The organism is Pseudomonas sp. AN-B15 (genome assembly GCF_019056475.1).
Taxonomy (GTDB): domain Bacteria; phylum Pseudomonadota; class Gammaproteobacteria; order Pseudomonadales; family Pseudomonadaceae; genus Aquipseudomonas; species Aquipseudomonas parakoreensis.
The window spans coordinates 5,235,916-5,249,563 of record NZ_CP049737.1 but is presented as its reverse complement, the minus strand read 5'-3'; the positions used below and the strand labels follow the sequence as shown (position 1 = coordinate 5,249,563).

At 61.2% G+C, this 13,648-nt stretch carries 22 protein-coding genes; 6 read left to right on the top strand and 16 right to left on the bottom strand.

The features are described 5' to 3' along the window. Window positions 1–278 precede the first annotated feature (278 nt). The 15 genes from GTQ41_RS23760 to merR form a co-directional block, all read right to left on the bottom strand. The gene (locus GTQ41_RS23760) at window positions 279–1,073 is read right to left on the bottom strand and encodes an ABC transporter permease (RefSeq protein WP_003465028.1); all 795 of its coding nucleotides are present in this window, start codon (window positions 1,071–1,073) and stop codon (window positions 279–281) included. Continuing rightward, window positions 1,074–2,003, bottom strand: a complete 930-nt coding sequence (locus GTQ41_RS23755) for an ABC transporter permease (RefSeq protein ID WP_003465031.1) — start codon at window positions 2,001–2,003, stop codon at window positions 1,074–1,076. A gap of 325 nt (window positions 2,004–2,328) precedes the next feature. Next, a complete protein-coding gene (locus GTQ41_RS23750) occupies window positions 2,329–3,381 on the bottom strand; it encodes an ABC transporter substrate-binding protein (protein ID WP_003465034.1) in 1,053 nt (350 codons plus the stop codon). Between the two features lie 280 nt (window positions 3,382–3,661). Beyond that, window positions 3,662–3,886, bottom strand: a complete 225-nt coding sequence (locus GTQ41_RS23745) for a DUF2798 domain-containing protein (protein WP_003465037.1) — start codon at window positions 3,884–3,886, stop codon at window positions 3,662–3,664. 54 nt (window positions 3,887–3,940) lie between these two features. Beyond that, on the bottom strand, window positions 3,941–4,642 hold the full coding sequence (locus tag GTQ41_RS23740; protein WP_003465039.1) for a cysteine hydrolase family protein: 702 nt from the start codon (window positions 4,640–4,642) through the stop codon (window positions 3,941–3,943). Window positions 4,643–4,732: 90 nt separating this feature from the next. Further along, window positions 4,733–5,323, bottom strand: a complete 591-nt coding sequence (locus GTQ41_RS23735) for a TetR/AcrR family transcriptional regulator (protein WP_003465041.1) — start codon at window positions 5,321–5,323, stop codon at window positions 4,733–4,735. Window positions 5,324–5,404: 81 nt separating this feature from the next. Continuing rightward, the gene (locus tag GTQ41_RS23730; RefSeq protein ID WP_232104218.1) at window positions 5,405–5,692 is read right to left on the bottom strand and encodes an FCD domain-containing protein; all 288 of its coding nucleotides are present in this window, start codon (window positions 5,690–5,692) and stop codon (window positions 5,405–5,407) included. 80 nt (window positions 5,693–5,772) lie between these two features. After that, on the bottom strand, window positions 5,773–6,330 hold the full coding sequence (locus GTQ41_RS23725; protein WP_003100847.1) for a recombinase family protein: 558 nt from the start codon (window positions 6,328–6,330) through the stop codon (window positions 5,773–5,775). Then, window positions 6,324–6,695: a hypothetical protein gene (locus GTQ41_RS23720; RefSeq protein WP_003100853.1), complete on the bottom strand. Its 372-nt coding sequence runs from the start codon at window positions 6,693–6,695 to the stop codon at window positions 6,324–6,326. The genes GTQ41_RS23725 and GTQ41_RS23720 overlap by 7 nt, the downstream gene beginning before the upstream one ends. Beyond that, window positions 6,692–7,192: a hypothetical protein gene (locus tag GTQ41_RS23715; RefSeq protein WP_003100856.1), complete on the bottom strand. Its 501-nt coding sequence runs from the start codon at window positions 7,190–7,192 to the stop codon at window positions 6,692–6,694. The genes GTQ41_RS23720 and GTQ41_RS23715 overlap by 4 nt, the downstream gene beginning before the upstream one ends. Further along, window positions 7,189–7,515 carry a hypothetical protein gene (locus GTQ41_RS23710; RefSeq protein ID WP_003100858.1) on the bottom strand — a complete coding sequence of 109 codons (327 nt, stop codon included), beginning with the start codon at window positions 7,513–7,515 and terminating at the stop codon, window positions 7,189–7,191. Before GTQ41_RS23710 ends, GTQ41_RS23715 begins: the two co-directional genes overlap by 4 nt. A 254-nt stretch (window positions 7,516–7,769) precedes the next feature. Then, on the bottom strand, window positions 7,770–8,126 hold the full coding sequence (locus tag GTQ41_RS23705) for a cupin domain-containing protein (protein WP_121367752.1): 357 nt from the start codon (window positions 8,124–8,126) through the stop codon (window positions 7,770–7,772). 236 nt (window positions 8,127–8,362) lie between these two features. After that, the gene (locus GTQ41_RS23700; protein ID WP_025297688.1) at window positions 8,363–8,758 is read right to left on the bottom strand and encodes a DUF86 domain-containing protein; all 396 of its coding nucleotides are present in this window, start codon (window positions 8,756–8,758) and stop codon (window positions 8,363–8,365) included. Then, the gene (locus GTQ41_RS23695; protein ID WP_001247892.1) at window positions 8,755–9,045 is read right to left on the bottom strand and encodes a nucleotidyltransferase; all 291 of its coding nucleotides are present in this window, start codon (window positions 9,043–9,045) and stop codon (window positions 8,755–8,757) included. Before GTQ41_RS23695 ends, GTQ41_RS23700 begins: the two co-directional genes overlap by 4 nt. A gap of 222 nt (window positions 9,046–9,267) precedes the next feature. Continuing rightward, window positions 9,268–9,702, bottom strand: coding sequence for an Hg(II)-responsive transcriptional regulator (gene merR, locus GTQ41_RS23690; protein ID WP_000429838.1), 435 nt, complete (start codon window positions 9,700–9,702; stop codon window positions 9,268–9,270). A 71-nt stretch (window positions 9,703–9,773) separates the two neighbouring features. On the opposite strand from merR, the gene merT reads away from it, so the two are divergent. From merT to merE, 6 genes are read left to right on the top strand one after another with little or no spacing between them, the layout of a single operon-like run. Beyond that, window positions 9,774–10,124 carry a mercuric ion transporter MerT gene (merT, locus tag GTQ41_RS23685; protein ID WP_001294667.1) on the top strand — a complete coding sequence of 117 codons (351 nt, stop codon included), beginning with the start codon at window positions 9,774–9,776 and terminating at the stop codon, window positions 10,122–10,124. A gap of 15 nt (window positions 10,125–10,139) precedes the next feature. Next, entirely contained in the window at window positions 10,140–10,415 is a 276-nt protein-coding gene (merP, locus tag GTQ41_RS23680) for a mercury resistance system periplasmic binding protein MerP (protein ID WP_000735441.1), read from the top strand. Between the two features lie 2 nt (window positions 10,416–10,417). After that, window positions 10,418–10,663 (top strand): mercury resistance system transport protein MerF, encoded by a 246-nt coding sequence (gene merF, locus GTQ41_RS23675; protein ID WP_000654684.1) that lies wholly within the window; start codon window positions 10,418–10,420, stop codon window positions 10,661–10,663. Next, window positions 10,660–12,306: a mercury(II) reductase gene (gene merA / locus GTQ41_RS23670; protein WP_000136268.1), complete on the top strand. Its 1,647-nt coding sequence runs from the start codon at window positions 10,660–10,662 to the stop codon at window positions 12,304–12,306. The genes merF and merA overlap by 4 nt, the downstream gene beginning before the upstream one ends. A 16-nt stretch (window positions 12,307–12,322) precedes the next feature. Next, window positions 12,323–12,688 (top strand): mercury resistance co-regulator MerD, encoded by a 366-nt coding sequence (merD, locus tag GTQ41_RS23665; protein ID WP_003465059.1) that lies wholly within the window; start codon window positions 12,323–12,325, stop codon window positions 12,686–12,688. Then, the gene (gene merE, locus GTQ41_RS23660; RefSeq protein WP_001087809.1) at window positions 12,685–12,921 is read left to right on the top strand and encodes a broad-spectrum mercury transporter MerE; all 237 of its coding nucleotides are present in this window, start codon (window positions 12,685–12,687) and stop codon (window positions 12,919–12,921) included. The genes merD and merE overlap by 4 nt, the downstream gene beginning before the upstream one ends. A 52-nt stretch (window positions 12,922–12,973) precedes the next feature. Here merE and GTQ41_RS23655 read toward each other — a convergent pair whose 3' ends face one another. After that, window positions 12,974–13,588 (bottom strand): recombinase family protein, encoded by a 615-nt coding sequence (locus GTQ41_RS23655; RefSeq protein ID WP_000904941.1) that lies wholly within the window; start codon window positions 13,586–13,588, stop codon window positions 12,974–12,976. Between the last annotated feature and the right edge of the window lie 60 nt (window positions 13,589–13,648).

Here is a 13,648-nt window from a genome sequence, read left to right as displayed (position 1 = left end):
CCATGGCTTTTCAGGAAGTCAGGGCTATCAGAATGGCCTTAGAAAGCCTAGTCAAAGAGCTGTCACGAGAACACCGTTAGCTTAGCGTACGATTTTTTCCGAATTCTGCGGTTCCCCCGAGATGGGCCTGGACACGGGTGATAGATGCTGAATTAAGCCGTGTGACGGCAGGCTGTGCTGGGCTGCACGTCGGCATGGGCGTGCGTGGTCAGGACGCAAAAACACACTTGCCCGCAATGGCGGGCAAGTGTGTTTGCAGAGGGGGAGTGCGTTGTTGGTTATTGTTTGTTGCGACCGGCAATCACCACCAGGATCAGCGACGCCAGGATCAGGATCGAACTGATAGCGGCAATGGTCGGATCGATCTCGTCGCGCAGCGCCGTGAACATGCGCTTGGTCAGAGTCTGGTTGTCGCCGCCGGAGATGAACAGCGCCACCACAGTTTCATCCAGCGAGGTGATGAAGGCGAACAGTGTCGCCGAGACCACACTGGGCTTGATCTGCGGCAGGGTCACGGCCATGAAGGCGCGAAAGCGGTTCATGCCCAGGCTGCGCGCCACCATTTCCTGGGACATGTCGAAGTTACGCAGACCGGCCAGCAGCGCGATGATCACGTAGGGCAAGGCGAGCATGATGTGCGCCAGCACCAGGCCGGTCAGCGTGCTGATCAGGCCGACCCGGGCGTAAACGAAGAACACGCCGGCGGCGATCAGGATGATGGGCACCATCATCGGCAGCAGCAGGATGATCTGCAGCGTACGCACCACCTTCAGGCTGGAGTTGTTGATGGCGTAGGCGGCCGCCATACCAATCGGCAGGCTGATGGCCATGGTGAAAAATGCCGTGATCAGACTGACCCGCGCCGCCGACATCCACTCCACGCTGTTGAAGAACGCCTCGTACCAGTGGAAGGACCATTGCTTGGGAGGGAATTGCAGGAAGCGCGCCTCGGAGAACGACATGGGTACCACGATCAGCACCGGGATGATCAGGTACAGCAGGATCGCCGCGACCAGCACCGTGAACAGCACGTGGGACAGGCGAAGGTGACGCAGGTTGGCAAGCAGGTTCATTTAGCGCGCTCCCAGGATGCGTTCGATGGGGATGAAGCGATTGATGCCCCAGAAGATCAGGAACACCACAAACAGCAGCACCAGGCCGACTGCGCTGGCTGCGCCCCAGGCGTGATAGAGCTCGACGTTGCGTTGCACCAGCATCGACACCAGGATCGTGCGGCCACCGCCGAGCAGTTCCGGGGTGATGAAGAAGCCTAGGCAGATGACGAACACCAGGATGGAACCGGCCATGACCCCCGGCGCTGCCATCGGCAGGAAGACCCGGCGGAAGGTGTAGAAGGGTTTGGCGCCAAGGCTCTCGGACGCTTGCATGAGGTCCTGGGGGATTTTTTTCATCACCGAATACAGCGGCAGGACCATAAAGGGCAGCATGACGTGCAGGGTGCCGATTACCGTGCCAGTGGTGTTGTGCATCAGCGTCAGGGGTTGGTCGATGATGCCAAGGTCCATCAGCGTCTGATTGACCAGTCCGCGGCGTTGCAGGAGCACCAGCCAGGCATAGGCCCGCACCAGCACGCTGGTCCAGAACGGCAGGATCACGCAGATCAGAATCAGGTTGGCCCAGAAACCCTGCAGGCGCGAAGCGGCGTAGGCAATGGGGAAGCCCATGACGATCGACAGGATCGTCACCAGGAAACTGATCTTGAAGGTCAGGGCGAAGGTGTCCCAGTAAATGCTTTCCTGGAAAATCCGGATGTAGTTGGCCAGGGAAAACCCTTCCTCGGTCTGGACCGACTGAAAGGCCAGCCAGCACAGCGGCATGATCAACAGCACCACGACCATGACCAGCGCCGGGGTGAGCAGCAACAGCATGGAGGTGTGCTCCTTGCGTTCTTCACGGGCCAGGGCGTCTTCGCTGGTCATGGGCGGCTGGTGCTGCTGGTCGCTGGAGTCGGGCATGGATTTGGCGAGATAGGCGTTGGACATGATGACCTCTCGTCACTGCGCAGTGCTGGAGGGTATCCAGCACTGACGGGTAGCGCTGGCGGTGGCAGTCGTCCTGGCGGACAGCAGGGTGCGGTGCTCGGGTAATGTCATGTGAAGAACTCCCAATGGTGGGCAGGTACTTGAGGCGAGCGCGAGTTGTCTGCACAGGTCACTCTGCGGGACCCTCAGGCCTAATGTACCGGGATGCCAACGAATGAAGTGGACGCAATTGACCGGTGCGCAAGCGCTTTATGTCGAAATCGCGGGGGCAGACGGCATGTCCTGCGCCGAGGCCTCTGGCCTGCGGCGCAGCAACGGCCGATGGCTATTTTTTCTGGACGAAGGACAACCAGCGTTCTTCGGCCTTGACCCCGGCTTCGGAGGCCCACCATTGCGCCGAGAGCAGGGCCTGGCGCGAGATGTTGCCGGGTGCGGAAGGCAGCTTGGCCTCGCGCTCGGCCGGGATTACCCCGGTCTTGAAGGCTTCGGGGTTGAGCGGGCCGTAGTCGATGATCATCGGCAACGCCGCTTGCAGTTTGGCATCGATGGCCTCGTTGACGAATTTCATGGCGGCCACCTTGTGCGGCGAGCCTTTGAGGACGCACAACGAGTTGGTTTCCAGCACACCCTGGTTGTAGTCGAATGCCACGGGTGCGCCGGCGGCCTGTACGGCGGTGATACGGCCGTTCCAGGCCTGGATCATGTCCACTTCGCCGTCGCTGATCAGCTGCGCCGACTGCCCGCCGGACGTCCACCAGGTGGCGATGTCGGGCTTGATCTGCTCAAGCTTGCGGAAGGCGCGATCGACGTCCAGCGGATAGAGCTTGTCCATCGGCACGCCATCGGCCAGCAGCGCGATTTCCAGGGTTGGACGTGGCAGGTTACGTAGGGAGCGCTGGCCCGGGTATTTTTTGGTGTCCCAGAAGTCGGCCCAGGTCTTGGGTACGTCCGCGCCTTTGAACGCGTCCGTGCGATACGCCAGCACCGTGGAGTAGCTGATGTAGCCGACGCTGTATTCGTCCTTGAGGCTGTCGGGTATTTGCGCGGCATTGGGAATCAGCGCAAGGTCGAGCTTCTCGAACAGCCCTTCGGCTTCGCCACGGATGCAGTCGCCAGTGGGCAGGTCCACCACGTCCCAGGTGACCTTGCCGCTCTCGACCTGGGTCTTGATGATCGGGTAGGCCTTGGGCGAGCTGTCCTGTTTGAGCGTCAGACCGAGCTTTTTCGCCGCAGGCTCCAGGATCGCCTTGCTCTGGGCTTCCTGATAAGCACCGCCCTGGGATACGAACGTGATGTCCTCGGCCATGGCCTGGGTGGCGCTACCGATGAACAGGGCCAGACTCGCGAGTTGGAAAGCTGTAGTGCGCAATGTGCTCATGGAAAGACTCCGAATGGTTGGCAGATTTTCTTGGGCGAGCTGTAGGTTTTGTTGTCGGTCGCTCTGCGGGACCATGGAGGTCTAATGTACCGGCTTGTCCGTGAACGAAGCGGCTACAAATGCGCGGATGAAAAGTGGTTTATTGCGAAAATGCGAACGGGCACAGTATTTCGTGCGTCGGGTGCGGGCTTGCGCGCCTGTCGCGAGCAGCCCCGAAGCCCCCGGTAGGAGCGAGCATGCTCGCGATGGCGGTGTGTTGGGTGAGTCATAGCCAAGTCATTCAGCCCACCGTCATCCGCCTCACCACGCGCCGAATCATCGGCGCCGCCAGCACCACCACCGGCAACATCGATACCCACGACAGCGCCCACGCGTTCAACCAGCGGCCGGCAAAGGCCAGGTCGAGCGCATGGGGTGTGGTGGCGATGGCGGCCGCGACCGCGCAGGTCAGGCCGGATTGAACGACGCCGAAAACGAAATGCTCATAACGGGCGGGGATTTTCATCGGGGGTTCTCGAGAAAGAGCGGGGGGGCGCGATGCCCGGCCGCTCGGGCACGATCAAGCCGGTTGCAGTTGCGCGATAGTCTCTTCGGTGGTCCACAGCCCGTGGGCGAGGAAGCGGTAATTGATGATGGCCGCCAGGTAGCCGTCGCCATCCGGCAGGCGCGGGCCGGCGGTGGCGTCGCGTACCACGACTATTTCAAAGCCCTGTTCGAGCAGTTCGCGCAGGTGTGATTCCACGCAAAGGTTGGCCGCCATGCCGGCGAGGATGATCTGCGACACGCCTTTCTTGCGCAATTGCAGCGCCAGGTCGTTGGTTTCCGGGCCGTAGACCTTGTGCGGCGAGGCGATGATGGTCTCGCCGTCGAGAATGTACGGCTTGTAGATCTCGAGGAAATCGGCGCCGGAGCCTTCGAAGTTTTCCAGGGTGTTCGGTCCCTTGCGATCGAACATGCAGATGCTGTGCATGACCTTTTCCAGCGGACCGCCAAAATGCCAGTCGTGGTCGTGCGGGTAGTAATAGTGTGGCGACACGGCCACGGGCAGGTCGTGAGCCTTGAAGGCCTTGAACAGTTTTTCCAGGTTTTCGACGGTGTTGTTCTCGACGATGCTCTCACCGAACACCGCCCAACTGGCGCCGGCAGGGCTGAGGAAGTCGTTCTGTGGGTCGATGACCACCAGGGCGGCTTTGCTCAGGTCGAGCTTGAAACCAGTGGCAGGCAGTGCGGGTTCGGCGGGGTCGGCGTACAGATGGCTCATGACGATTTACCTCTTGGGTGCTTGCGTGGATGAGACGTGAATGTTGCTTTATATAAATGACCAGTCGTCTTATTAATGAGGAAAAAAAACTCACTCCAATAGCCGAGGCAAGACCATCGATACGAAACGCTGCAGAGGTGCACCGTCGCGCAGGACCTTGCCGCGCATGACCGCACCTTCCCAGCCTTCGACGATGACACTGGCCAGCGCTTCGGCGTCGTGAGTTTCAGAGAGTTCGCGGCGCTGCTGCGCTTCACGCAGGCAGCTCGCGAGCAAACCTTCCCAGCGCGCCAGCACATCGGCCAGACGCTTGCGGGTTTGTTCGCTGCCATTGGACATTTCCAGGGACAGGTTGCCAATCAGGCAACCCAGGCTGTATTCATGCTCGCCGTGCTCGAGCACCAGGGCCTGGAAGAACTGGCCGATGCGCTCCAGCGGCTTGACCCGGGCGTCGTAGAAGATCGGCCCGTGGCGGGTTTCGATCGAGGTCCAGTATTCCTCGAGGATCTCTGCCGCGAAGTCTTCCTTGCTGGCGAAGTAGTTGTAGAAAGAGCCCTTGGGAATCTCGGCAGCGGCGGTGATGTCCTGGACGCCGCAGCCGTTGAAGCCACGGTTGTGAACCACCTGGCGGCCAATCGACAGCAAACGGGATCTGACTTCGAGGTTGACCGGGCGAGCCATGACAGAGACATCCAGTGATGAGAAAGTTTTAATAAACTAACTGGTCATCTATGTTTCGTCAACAGTCGAATTGACTGCCAATCAGTCCGCCTGCGCCATCTCGATGTACTCGAGCATCTTCTCGTTGCCATCGAGAATGTCACGGCAGATGGCCGCCCGTGCCGCCGCGCCATCGCGGCGCTTGAGTGCGTCGAGCACTTCCCAGTGATGGTCGATGGCCATGCGCTCGTTGAAGTTGCCATAGGCACGGGCGATCAGTGGGCCGGTGCGCATCCACAGGCTATCGAGCAAACCCGCCAGCACCGGCATGCGCGCGATGGTGGTCAGCGCGTAGTGAAATTGCTGATTGCACTTGAGAGCGGCTTGCAAGTCCTGGGCGTTGATCGCGGCGATGTTGTTTTCGATGCAGGCTTGCAGGGGTCGTCTCAGAAAACGGAAAATAAAGCACGCTAAGCGTGCGTGGAGGCTGGCACCCAGCGGTACAGCGTCGGAATGGACACGCCGAGGTTCTTGGCCACGTCCTTGGGCGGCACCCCGCTGGCCAGCAGCTTCTTGGCCGACTCGATCTTGCTGTCGGTCATCTTCGGCTTGCGGCCGCCTTTGCGGCCGAGCTGCTTGGCGACTTCCAGCCCGGCGCGGGTGCGCTCGACGGTCAGCTCGCGCTCCATTTCGGCAAGGCTCGCCATGACGTGGAAGAAGAACCGCCCGGATGGTGTGCCGGTGTCGATGGAGTCGGTGAGGCTCCTGAACTGGACACCGTGCTTGTGCAGATCGCCGACCAGATCGACCAGTTGCTTGACCGACCGGCCCAGCCGGTCGAGCTTCCAGACGACCAAAGTATCGCCTTCGCGCAGCATTTCGAGCGTCTTGGCCAAGCCAGGCCGGTCTGCCCGCGTGCCACTCACCTTGTCCTCGAAGACCTTTTTACATCCGGCCTTGCTCAAGGCTTCGCGTTGCAGCTCCAGGTTCTGATCCTGCGTCGAGACGCGCGCATAGCCAATCAACATGGCTTGTCTCGCGCCCGGTCGATGCGTTCCTGCATCGCCTGCATCACTTCTTCGTGGGTGTACGATCTGGCGTTGGCGTCGGTGGCTTGCCGCAGGGCTTCCTCAACCTCGCGCGTCATCCGCTCGTAATCCTCCGGCCACAGCGCTTGCTCCATGCGCAGCGACGCCTGACCCAGCAGGTGCAGCAGGCTGAACAGCCGCATGTCGTTGGTGGCGACGATGCGCTCCCGAATCTGCTCCTGAATAGCTTCGCTAGCCCGATGCGCTTGTGGTGTGGCAGTCCCCTCGTAGTCAGCGGGGAATTCCGCTTCCTCGGCAATCCTTGCCCAGGCGCTGGCCAGCGCCTCGATGGTTGACGTGCTCATTTCCGCCGCTCCTGTGCTCTTTGGCGAATCAACCGGCCAAGGGGCCTCGACGCGAAAACCAGCAGCATCACGCCTATCGGATACCAGGTCGAGAAGACCACCAAGGCATCGAAGGCTGGCCGTCCGGTGTTGGTAGGCAGTACGGCGGTCACAGCCATCAACCCGCCGACCGTCCAGATGATGCGCCACACGTAGGGCATCACGCGGGGCACGTAGCCGTCATCGAAAGCGGTCTGGTAGTAGCGGCGCAGGCCGCGCTCGGCAAGCGCCTGGCGCTGCCGCTCCGACAGCGCATCCGTCCGGCCATACCAGCGCCGGAATGGTGGACAGCGCAGCAGCAAAGGGGTGAAGAGGATCATCACCGCCACGATCGCGACACCCCACGCCATGACGGCGCCGGCATCGGGCCGCTTGGCGTTCTCGATCACGGGCGCGAAGACGCCCGGAGCACCGATCATCCAGAACAGCGCAATGTGCTGATGGAAGGAGAGCTTCATTTGCTCATCCACTTGCGCAGCAGGCGCTTTTTCAGGGAGGCGCGTTCTTGCGGGTTGCGTCCCTTGTGATTGGCGATGCGATCCGCCGTGGCGGCCTGGCGCTTGACGGGCCAGTAGGAGCGGCCATCCTTGCCCATCGACCAGACGCTGCTGGCCTGGTTTTCCAGCAGGGGCAGATGGGCGCTCAGGGCTTCGGGCGACGCGCTGGTCAGCGCCGTGCGCTCACGGGTGCGCCAGCGCTGATGCCAGAGCTTCTTGTCCTCGCGCTCGCTGCCGCAGGTCGTGTGCCCGACGATGGGTGTTTTGCGGCGGCTGCGGCTCATAACGTAGTGGTCTCCAAGAACATTCAGGACTGATCCCAGGCGTCGATGGTCAAGACCTGATCGGCAGGACAGGCGGCTACGCGGTCGGGAACTGGATGGTGTTCAGTCTCATGCCGACCCCATTCGATTGATCGCGTCGCTTGCGGCACGCTGCGACGCAAGGAGGTTTGCGACCTGGTTTAGCAGCCGTGTCCGCTGCATGTCTGTTACCTATCTCCCCGACCGCTCATTGGACCAACTCCAGAGATTGGGCTCTATCGCTCAGCCAATACGAAACCGGCAGTGGCTGATGCCACAACCGAGACGAACACAAATGGCTCGGTACCTGTATTTCGCGCCCCGTGCACTTGGCCCGGTCTTGCCACGGCTATCTCACCTTCCCTGAGGGCACGAACAATCCCATTGCCCTGAAAGTAATCAGCCATTCCCGACAAAACAGTCCACGTGTCTTGGCCGTGAGGATGAATGTGAGCCGCAATTTCCTGCCCGGGATGGACATGCCAAACCACGATAATTGAGTCTCGGGTTTCAAGCACAACGGAACGAATAGGCTCGCCTTCGGACGGCTGAACATACTCGGCTACAGAAAATATTCTCGATTCAACAGTCATCGGAGATCCCTCTTTCACAGTGCCCCCAGACAGGCTGGATATGAGTTCTAACTCGAATTTGAACGGGAGGCTGGTCGTGCGGTCGTGCAGTTGCCGATGAGCGTGTCGGCTGCTGCCTCCTTGCCCACCAGCGAACTCACGTCCGTTGCGGCCATCCAGAAGGTCTTGCCCGAGCGCGGCTCATAGGTCGCGGGATCGAACACGCCAGAGGGGCCGAACATCGGCGGCTTGATTGGTCATGGCTCCATGCCTTTGTCGTTACGGTCTTCATCGTCGGCATCCTGACGCACGGCGGGCAATTGCTGGAGCAACGCCGGCAGCCATTCCTGTACCGTCTCCCACACCACATCGAGGTTGATGTCGAAATAGCCGTGAGCCATGCGATTACGCATATTACGCATATTGCGCATGCTGCGCCACGGCACGTCGGCATGCGCCTGGGTGAACTCGACGTAGCCATCCATCACCTTTGTGGCCGCCTCGCCGATGACGATCAGGCTCATGATGACGGCCTGCTGGGTGCGCTTGTCGGCCAAGAAGTCGTCCTTGGCCATCCCTTCCACGAAGCTGCGCGCATCGGTTGCGGCCTGCTGAATGTGGTCGAGGTAATCGGGCAGGCGGTTCTCGCTCATATCGGTTGCGCCTCCGCGAGCACCTTGGCCCGGAACTTCGGCGGCAGGTCGCCGGGAGTCAGCAGATCGACGTCAACGCCGAGCAGCGATTTCAGTTCTTCTTCCAAATCGCCCAAGTCCAACAACGTGGCACCGGGCAGCGCATCGACCAACAGGTCGAGGTCGCTGCCATCCCGGTCGGTGCCATGCAGCACCGAGCCGAAGACGCGCGGGTTCGCGGCGCGAAAGCGGCCTACCGCTTCACGCACTGCGCTTCGCTTCATGTCAAGCACAACAGACGGTCGCATGGGCATCCTTTCTTATCGAAACTCGTTGAGATGATATGCAATCAAGAATAGAATTTCAAGAACTATTTTCGAGAATCGCAATGCCTTGATTCCCGTGCCGCGCCTGTCACTTTCAGAAGGCGACAGCACGAAATATCAAAAGTCGACCGCACGGTCTTTTCTGACGTTGGAGTCGCCTCAGAAAACGGAAAATAAAGCACGCTAAGGCGTAGTTCCCTCGGGCTACACCGCGTCCGCACTGCGCGGTTCTTTCTTCCCTTGCAGTGACGCAATCAGCGGGCAGGAAACGTTCCCCTTCCGCGCATGGCAGGCGCACACCAAATCAGACAGCACGGCCTCCATGCGCGCCAGGTCAGCCATCCTCTCGCGCACGTCCTTGAGCTTGTGCTCGGCCAGGCTGCTGGCTTCCTCGCAATGGGTGCCATCCTCCAGCCGCAGCAGCTCGGCGATCTCATCCAGGCTGAAGCCCAACCGCTGGGCTGATTTCACGAAGCGCACCCGCGTTACATCCGTCTCGCCATAGCGGCGAATGCTGCCGTAAGGCTTGTCCGGTTCCGGGAGCAAGCCCTTGCGCTGATAGAACCGGATGGTCTCCACATTGACCCCGGCCGTCCTGGCGAAAACGCCAATGGTCAGGTTCTCCAAATTGTTTTCCATATCGCTTGACTCCGTACATAACTACGGAAGTAAGCTTAAGCTATCCAATTCAGATTCGAAAGGACAAACGTATGTCTGAACCTCAAAACGGGCGCGGCGCGCTCTTCACTGGCGGGCTGGCCGCCATCCTCGCCTCGGCTTGCTGCCTCGGGCCGCTGGTTCTGATCGCCTTGGGGTTCAGCGGCGCTTGGATCGGCAACTTGACGGTGTTGGAACCCTATCGCCCCATCTTTATCGGCGTGGCGCTGGTGGCGTTGTTCTTCGCCTGGCGGCGCATCTACCGGCCGTCAGCCGCCTGCAAACCGGGTGAGGTTTGCGCGATTCCCCAAGTGCGAGCTACTTACAAGCTCATTTTCTGGGGCGTGGCCGTGCTGGTTTTGGTCGCGCTCGGATTTCCCTACGTCGTGCCATTTTTCTATTGATCACAGGAGTTCACCATGAAAAAGCTGCTTTCCGCCCTTGCCCTCGCTGCCGTTGTTGCCCCCGTGTGGGCCGCCACCCAGACCGTTACGCTGTCCGTACCGGGCATGACCTGCTCGGCCTGTCCGATCACTGTCAAGAAGGCGATTTCCAAGGTCGATGGCGTCAGTAAAGTTGACGTGACCTTCGAGACGCGCGAAGCGGTGGTCACCTTCGATGATGCCAAGACCAGCGTGCAGAAACTGACCAAGGCTACCGAGGATGCGGGCTACCCATCATCAGTCAAGAACTGATCATGAAAGACCCGAAGACACTGCTGCGGGTCAGCATCATTGGCACAACCCTCGTGGCGCTGTGTTGCTTCACCCCTGTTCTGGTCATTTTGCTCGGTGTGGTCGGCTTGTCCGCGCTGACCGGCTATCTGGACTATGTGCTGCTGCCTGCGCTGGCGATTTTCATCGGCTTGACCATCTACGCCATCCAACGAAAACGCCAAGCCGATGCCTGCTGCACCCCGAAATTCAATGGAGTAAAAAAATGACCGAAATCACCGTGAATGGCATGACCTGCACATCCTGCGCCACCCATGTCAAAGATGCTTTGGAAAAGATTCCCGGCGTGAATGCCGCTGTGGTGTCCTATCCAGAAAGCCGCGCGCAAGTCATGGCAGACACCGCCGTGAGCCACAACCAACTGCTGGCCGCCATCGCCGCATTGGGTTATCAAGGCTCGATCCGGGTTGGTGATTTCAAAGATGAACCAAAAATCCGTGATGCACTTGAGGGCGCCGGTTTGCATATCGCCATCATTGGCAGCGGCGGGGCCGCGATGGCGGCGGCGCTGAAGGCCGTCGAGCAAGGCGCGACGGTCACGCTGATCGAACGCGGCACCATCGGCGGCACCTGCGTCAATATCGGCTGTGTGCCGTCCAAGATCATGATCCGCGCTGCCCATATTGCCCATCTGCGCCGGGAAAGTCCGTTCGACGGCGGTATTGCGGCAACTGTGCCTGCGATTGACCGCAGCAAACTGCTGGCCCAGCAGCAGGCCCGTGTCGATGAACTGCGGCACGCCAAATACGAAGGCATCCTGGACGGCAATCCAGCCATCACCGTTTTGCACGGTGAAGCGCGTTTCAAGGACGACCAGAGCCTGGTCGTCCGTTTGAACGAGGGTGGCGAGCGCGAGGTAACGTTCGACCGCTGCCTGGTCGCCACCGGTGCCAGTCCGGCCGTGCCGCCGATTCCGGGCCTGAAAGAGTCACCCTACTGGACTTCCACCGAAGCGCTTGTCAGCGACACCATTCCCGCACGCCTGGCCGTGATCGGTTCGTCGGTGGTGGCGTTGGAACTGGCGCAAGCCTTTGCCCGGCTCGGCAGCCAGGTCACGATCCTGGCACGCAGCACCTTGTTCTTCCGGGAAGACCCGGCCATCGGCGAGGCCGTGACAGCCGCTTTCCGCGCCGAGGGCATCGAGGTGCTGGAGCACACGCAAGCCAGCCAGGTCGCCCATGTGAACGGCGAATTCGTGCTGACCACCGGACACGGTGAATTGCGCGCTGACAAGTTGCTGGTTGCCACCGGTCGGGCACCGAATACGCGCAGCCTCGCGCTGGACGCGGCGGGGGTCACTGTCAATGCGCAAGGGGCCATCGTTATCGACCAAGGCATGCGCACGAGCAACCCGAACATCTACGCGGCCGGCGACTGCACCGACCAGCCGCAGTTCGTCTACGTGGCAGCGGCCGCCGGCACCCGTGCCGCGATCAACATGACCGGCGGCGACGCAGCCCTCAATCTGACCGCGATGCCGGCAGTGGTGTTCACCGACCCGCAAGTCGCCACCGTGGGCTACAGCGAGGCGGAAGCGCACCACGATGGCATCGAGACCGACAGTCGCACGCTGACACTCGACAACGTTCCGCGAGCGCTTGCCAACTTCGACACACGCGGCTTCATCAAGCTGGTCATCGAGGAAGGTAGCGGACGGCTCATCGGCGTGCAGGCGGTGGCCCCGGAAGCGGGCGAACTGATCCAGACGGCGGTGCTCGCCATCCGCAACCGCATGACGGTGCAGGAACTGGCCGACCAGTTGTTCCCCTACCTGACAATGGTCGAGGGGTTGAAGCTTGCGGCGCAGACCTTCAACAAGGACGTGAAGCAGCTTTCCTGCTGCGCTGGATAAAAAAAGGAGGTTTTCAATGAGCGCCTACACCGTGTCCCGGCTGGCCCTTGATGCCGGGGTGAGCGTGCATATCGTGCGCGACTACCTGCTGCGCGGATTGCTGCGTCCGGTGGCGTGCACCCCGGGCGGCTATGGCCTGTTCGATGATGCCGCCTTGCAACGGCTGTGCTTCGTGCGGGCGGCCTTCGAGGCGGGCATCGGCCTGGACGCGCTGGCGCGGCTGTGCCGGGCGCTGGATGCTGCGGACGGCGATGAAGCGGCCGCGCAGCTTGCCGTTCTGCGCCAGTTCGTCGAGCGTCGGCGCGAAGCGTTGGCCGATCTGGAGGTGCAGTTGGCCACCATGCCGACCGAGCCGGCACAGCACGCGGAGAGTCTGCCATGAACAGCCCCGAGCGCTTGCCGTCCGAGACGCACAAACCGATCACCGGCTACCTGTGGGGCGCGCTGGCCGTGCTCACCTGTCCCTGCCATTTGCCGATTCTCGCCATTGTGCTGGCCGGCACGACGGCCGGCGCGTTCATCGGAGAGTACTGGGGTATCGCAGCCCTCACGCTGACCGGTTTGTTCGTCCTGTCTGTGACACGACTGCTGCGGGCCTTCAAAGATCGATCATGAGCGCTTCCCATTGAGACAAACCACGCTGTCGCTACGTTGCCTCATGCCGGCATCAAATTCGGCTGAGTAGCTTCTCGCCATCTGGACGTAGCTCACCCTTGGGTGAAACATGCCGATACAGGGTCTGCCGCGTGACGCCAAGTTCCTGGCACAGGTCGCCGACCTTGGTCTCTGGCTGACCCATTGCCGCCATCGCCAGCCGCAGCTTGGCGGCGGTCATCTTGAACGGCCGGCCGCCTTTCCGCCCGCGCGCGCGGGCCGAGGCTAGGCCGGCAATCGTGCGCTCCGCGATCAACTCGCGCTCGAACTCGGCCAGGGCGGCGAAGATGCCAAAGACCAGCTTGCCGGCGGCGGTCGTGGTGTCGATGGCCGCGCCGTGCCCGGTTAATACCTTCAAGCCGATGCCGCGCCCAGTCAGGTCGTGCACGGTGTTGATGAGATGTCGCAGGTCGCGTCCGAGCCGATCCAGTTTCCACACGACCAGTGTGTCGCCAGTTCGCAACGCCTTCAGGCAGCTCGTCAAGCCGGGCCGATCCTCGCGCATGCCGGATGCCTGGTCCTCGTAAAGATGTACTGGATCGACCCCGGCGGCAATCAGCGCGTCGCGCTGCAAATCGGTAGCCTGGGAGCCGTCCGCCTTCGATACCCGCATGTAGCCTATCAGCATGTCGTACCTGTCACATATACGTTCGATTATGTGACAGTGTGAGCCAGAAAGTTCTCGCCG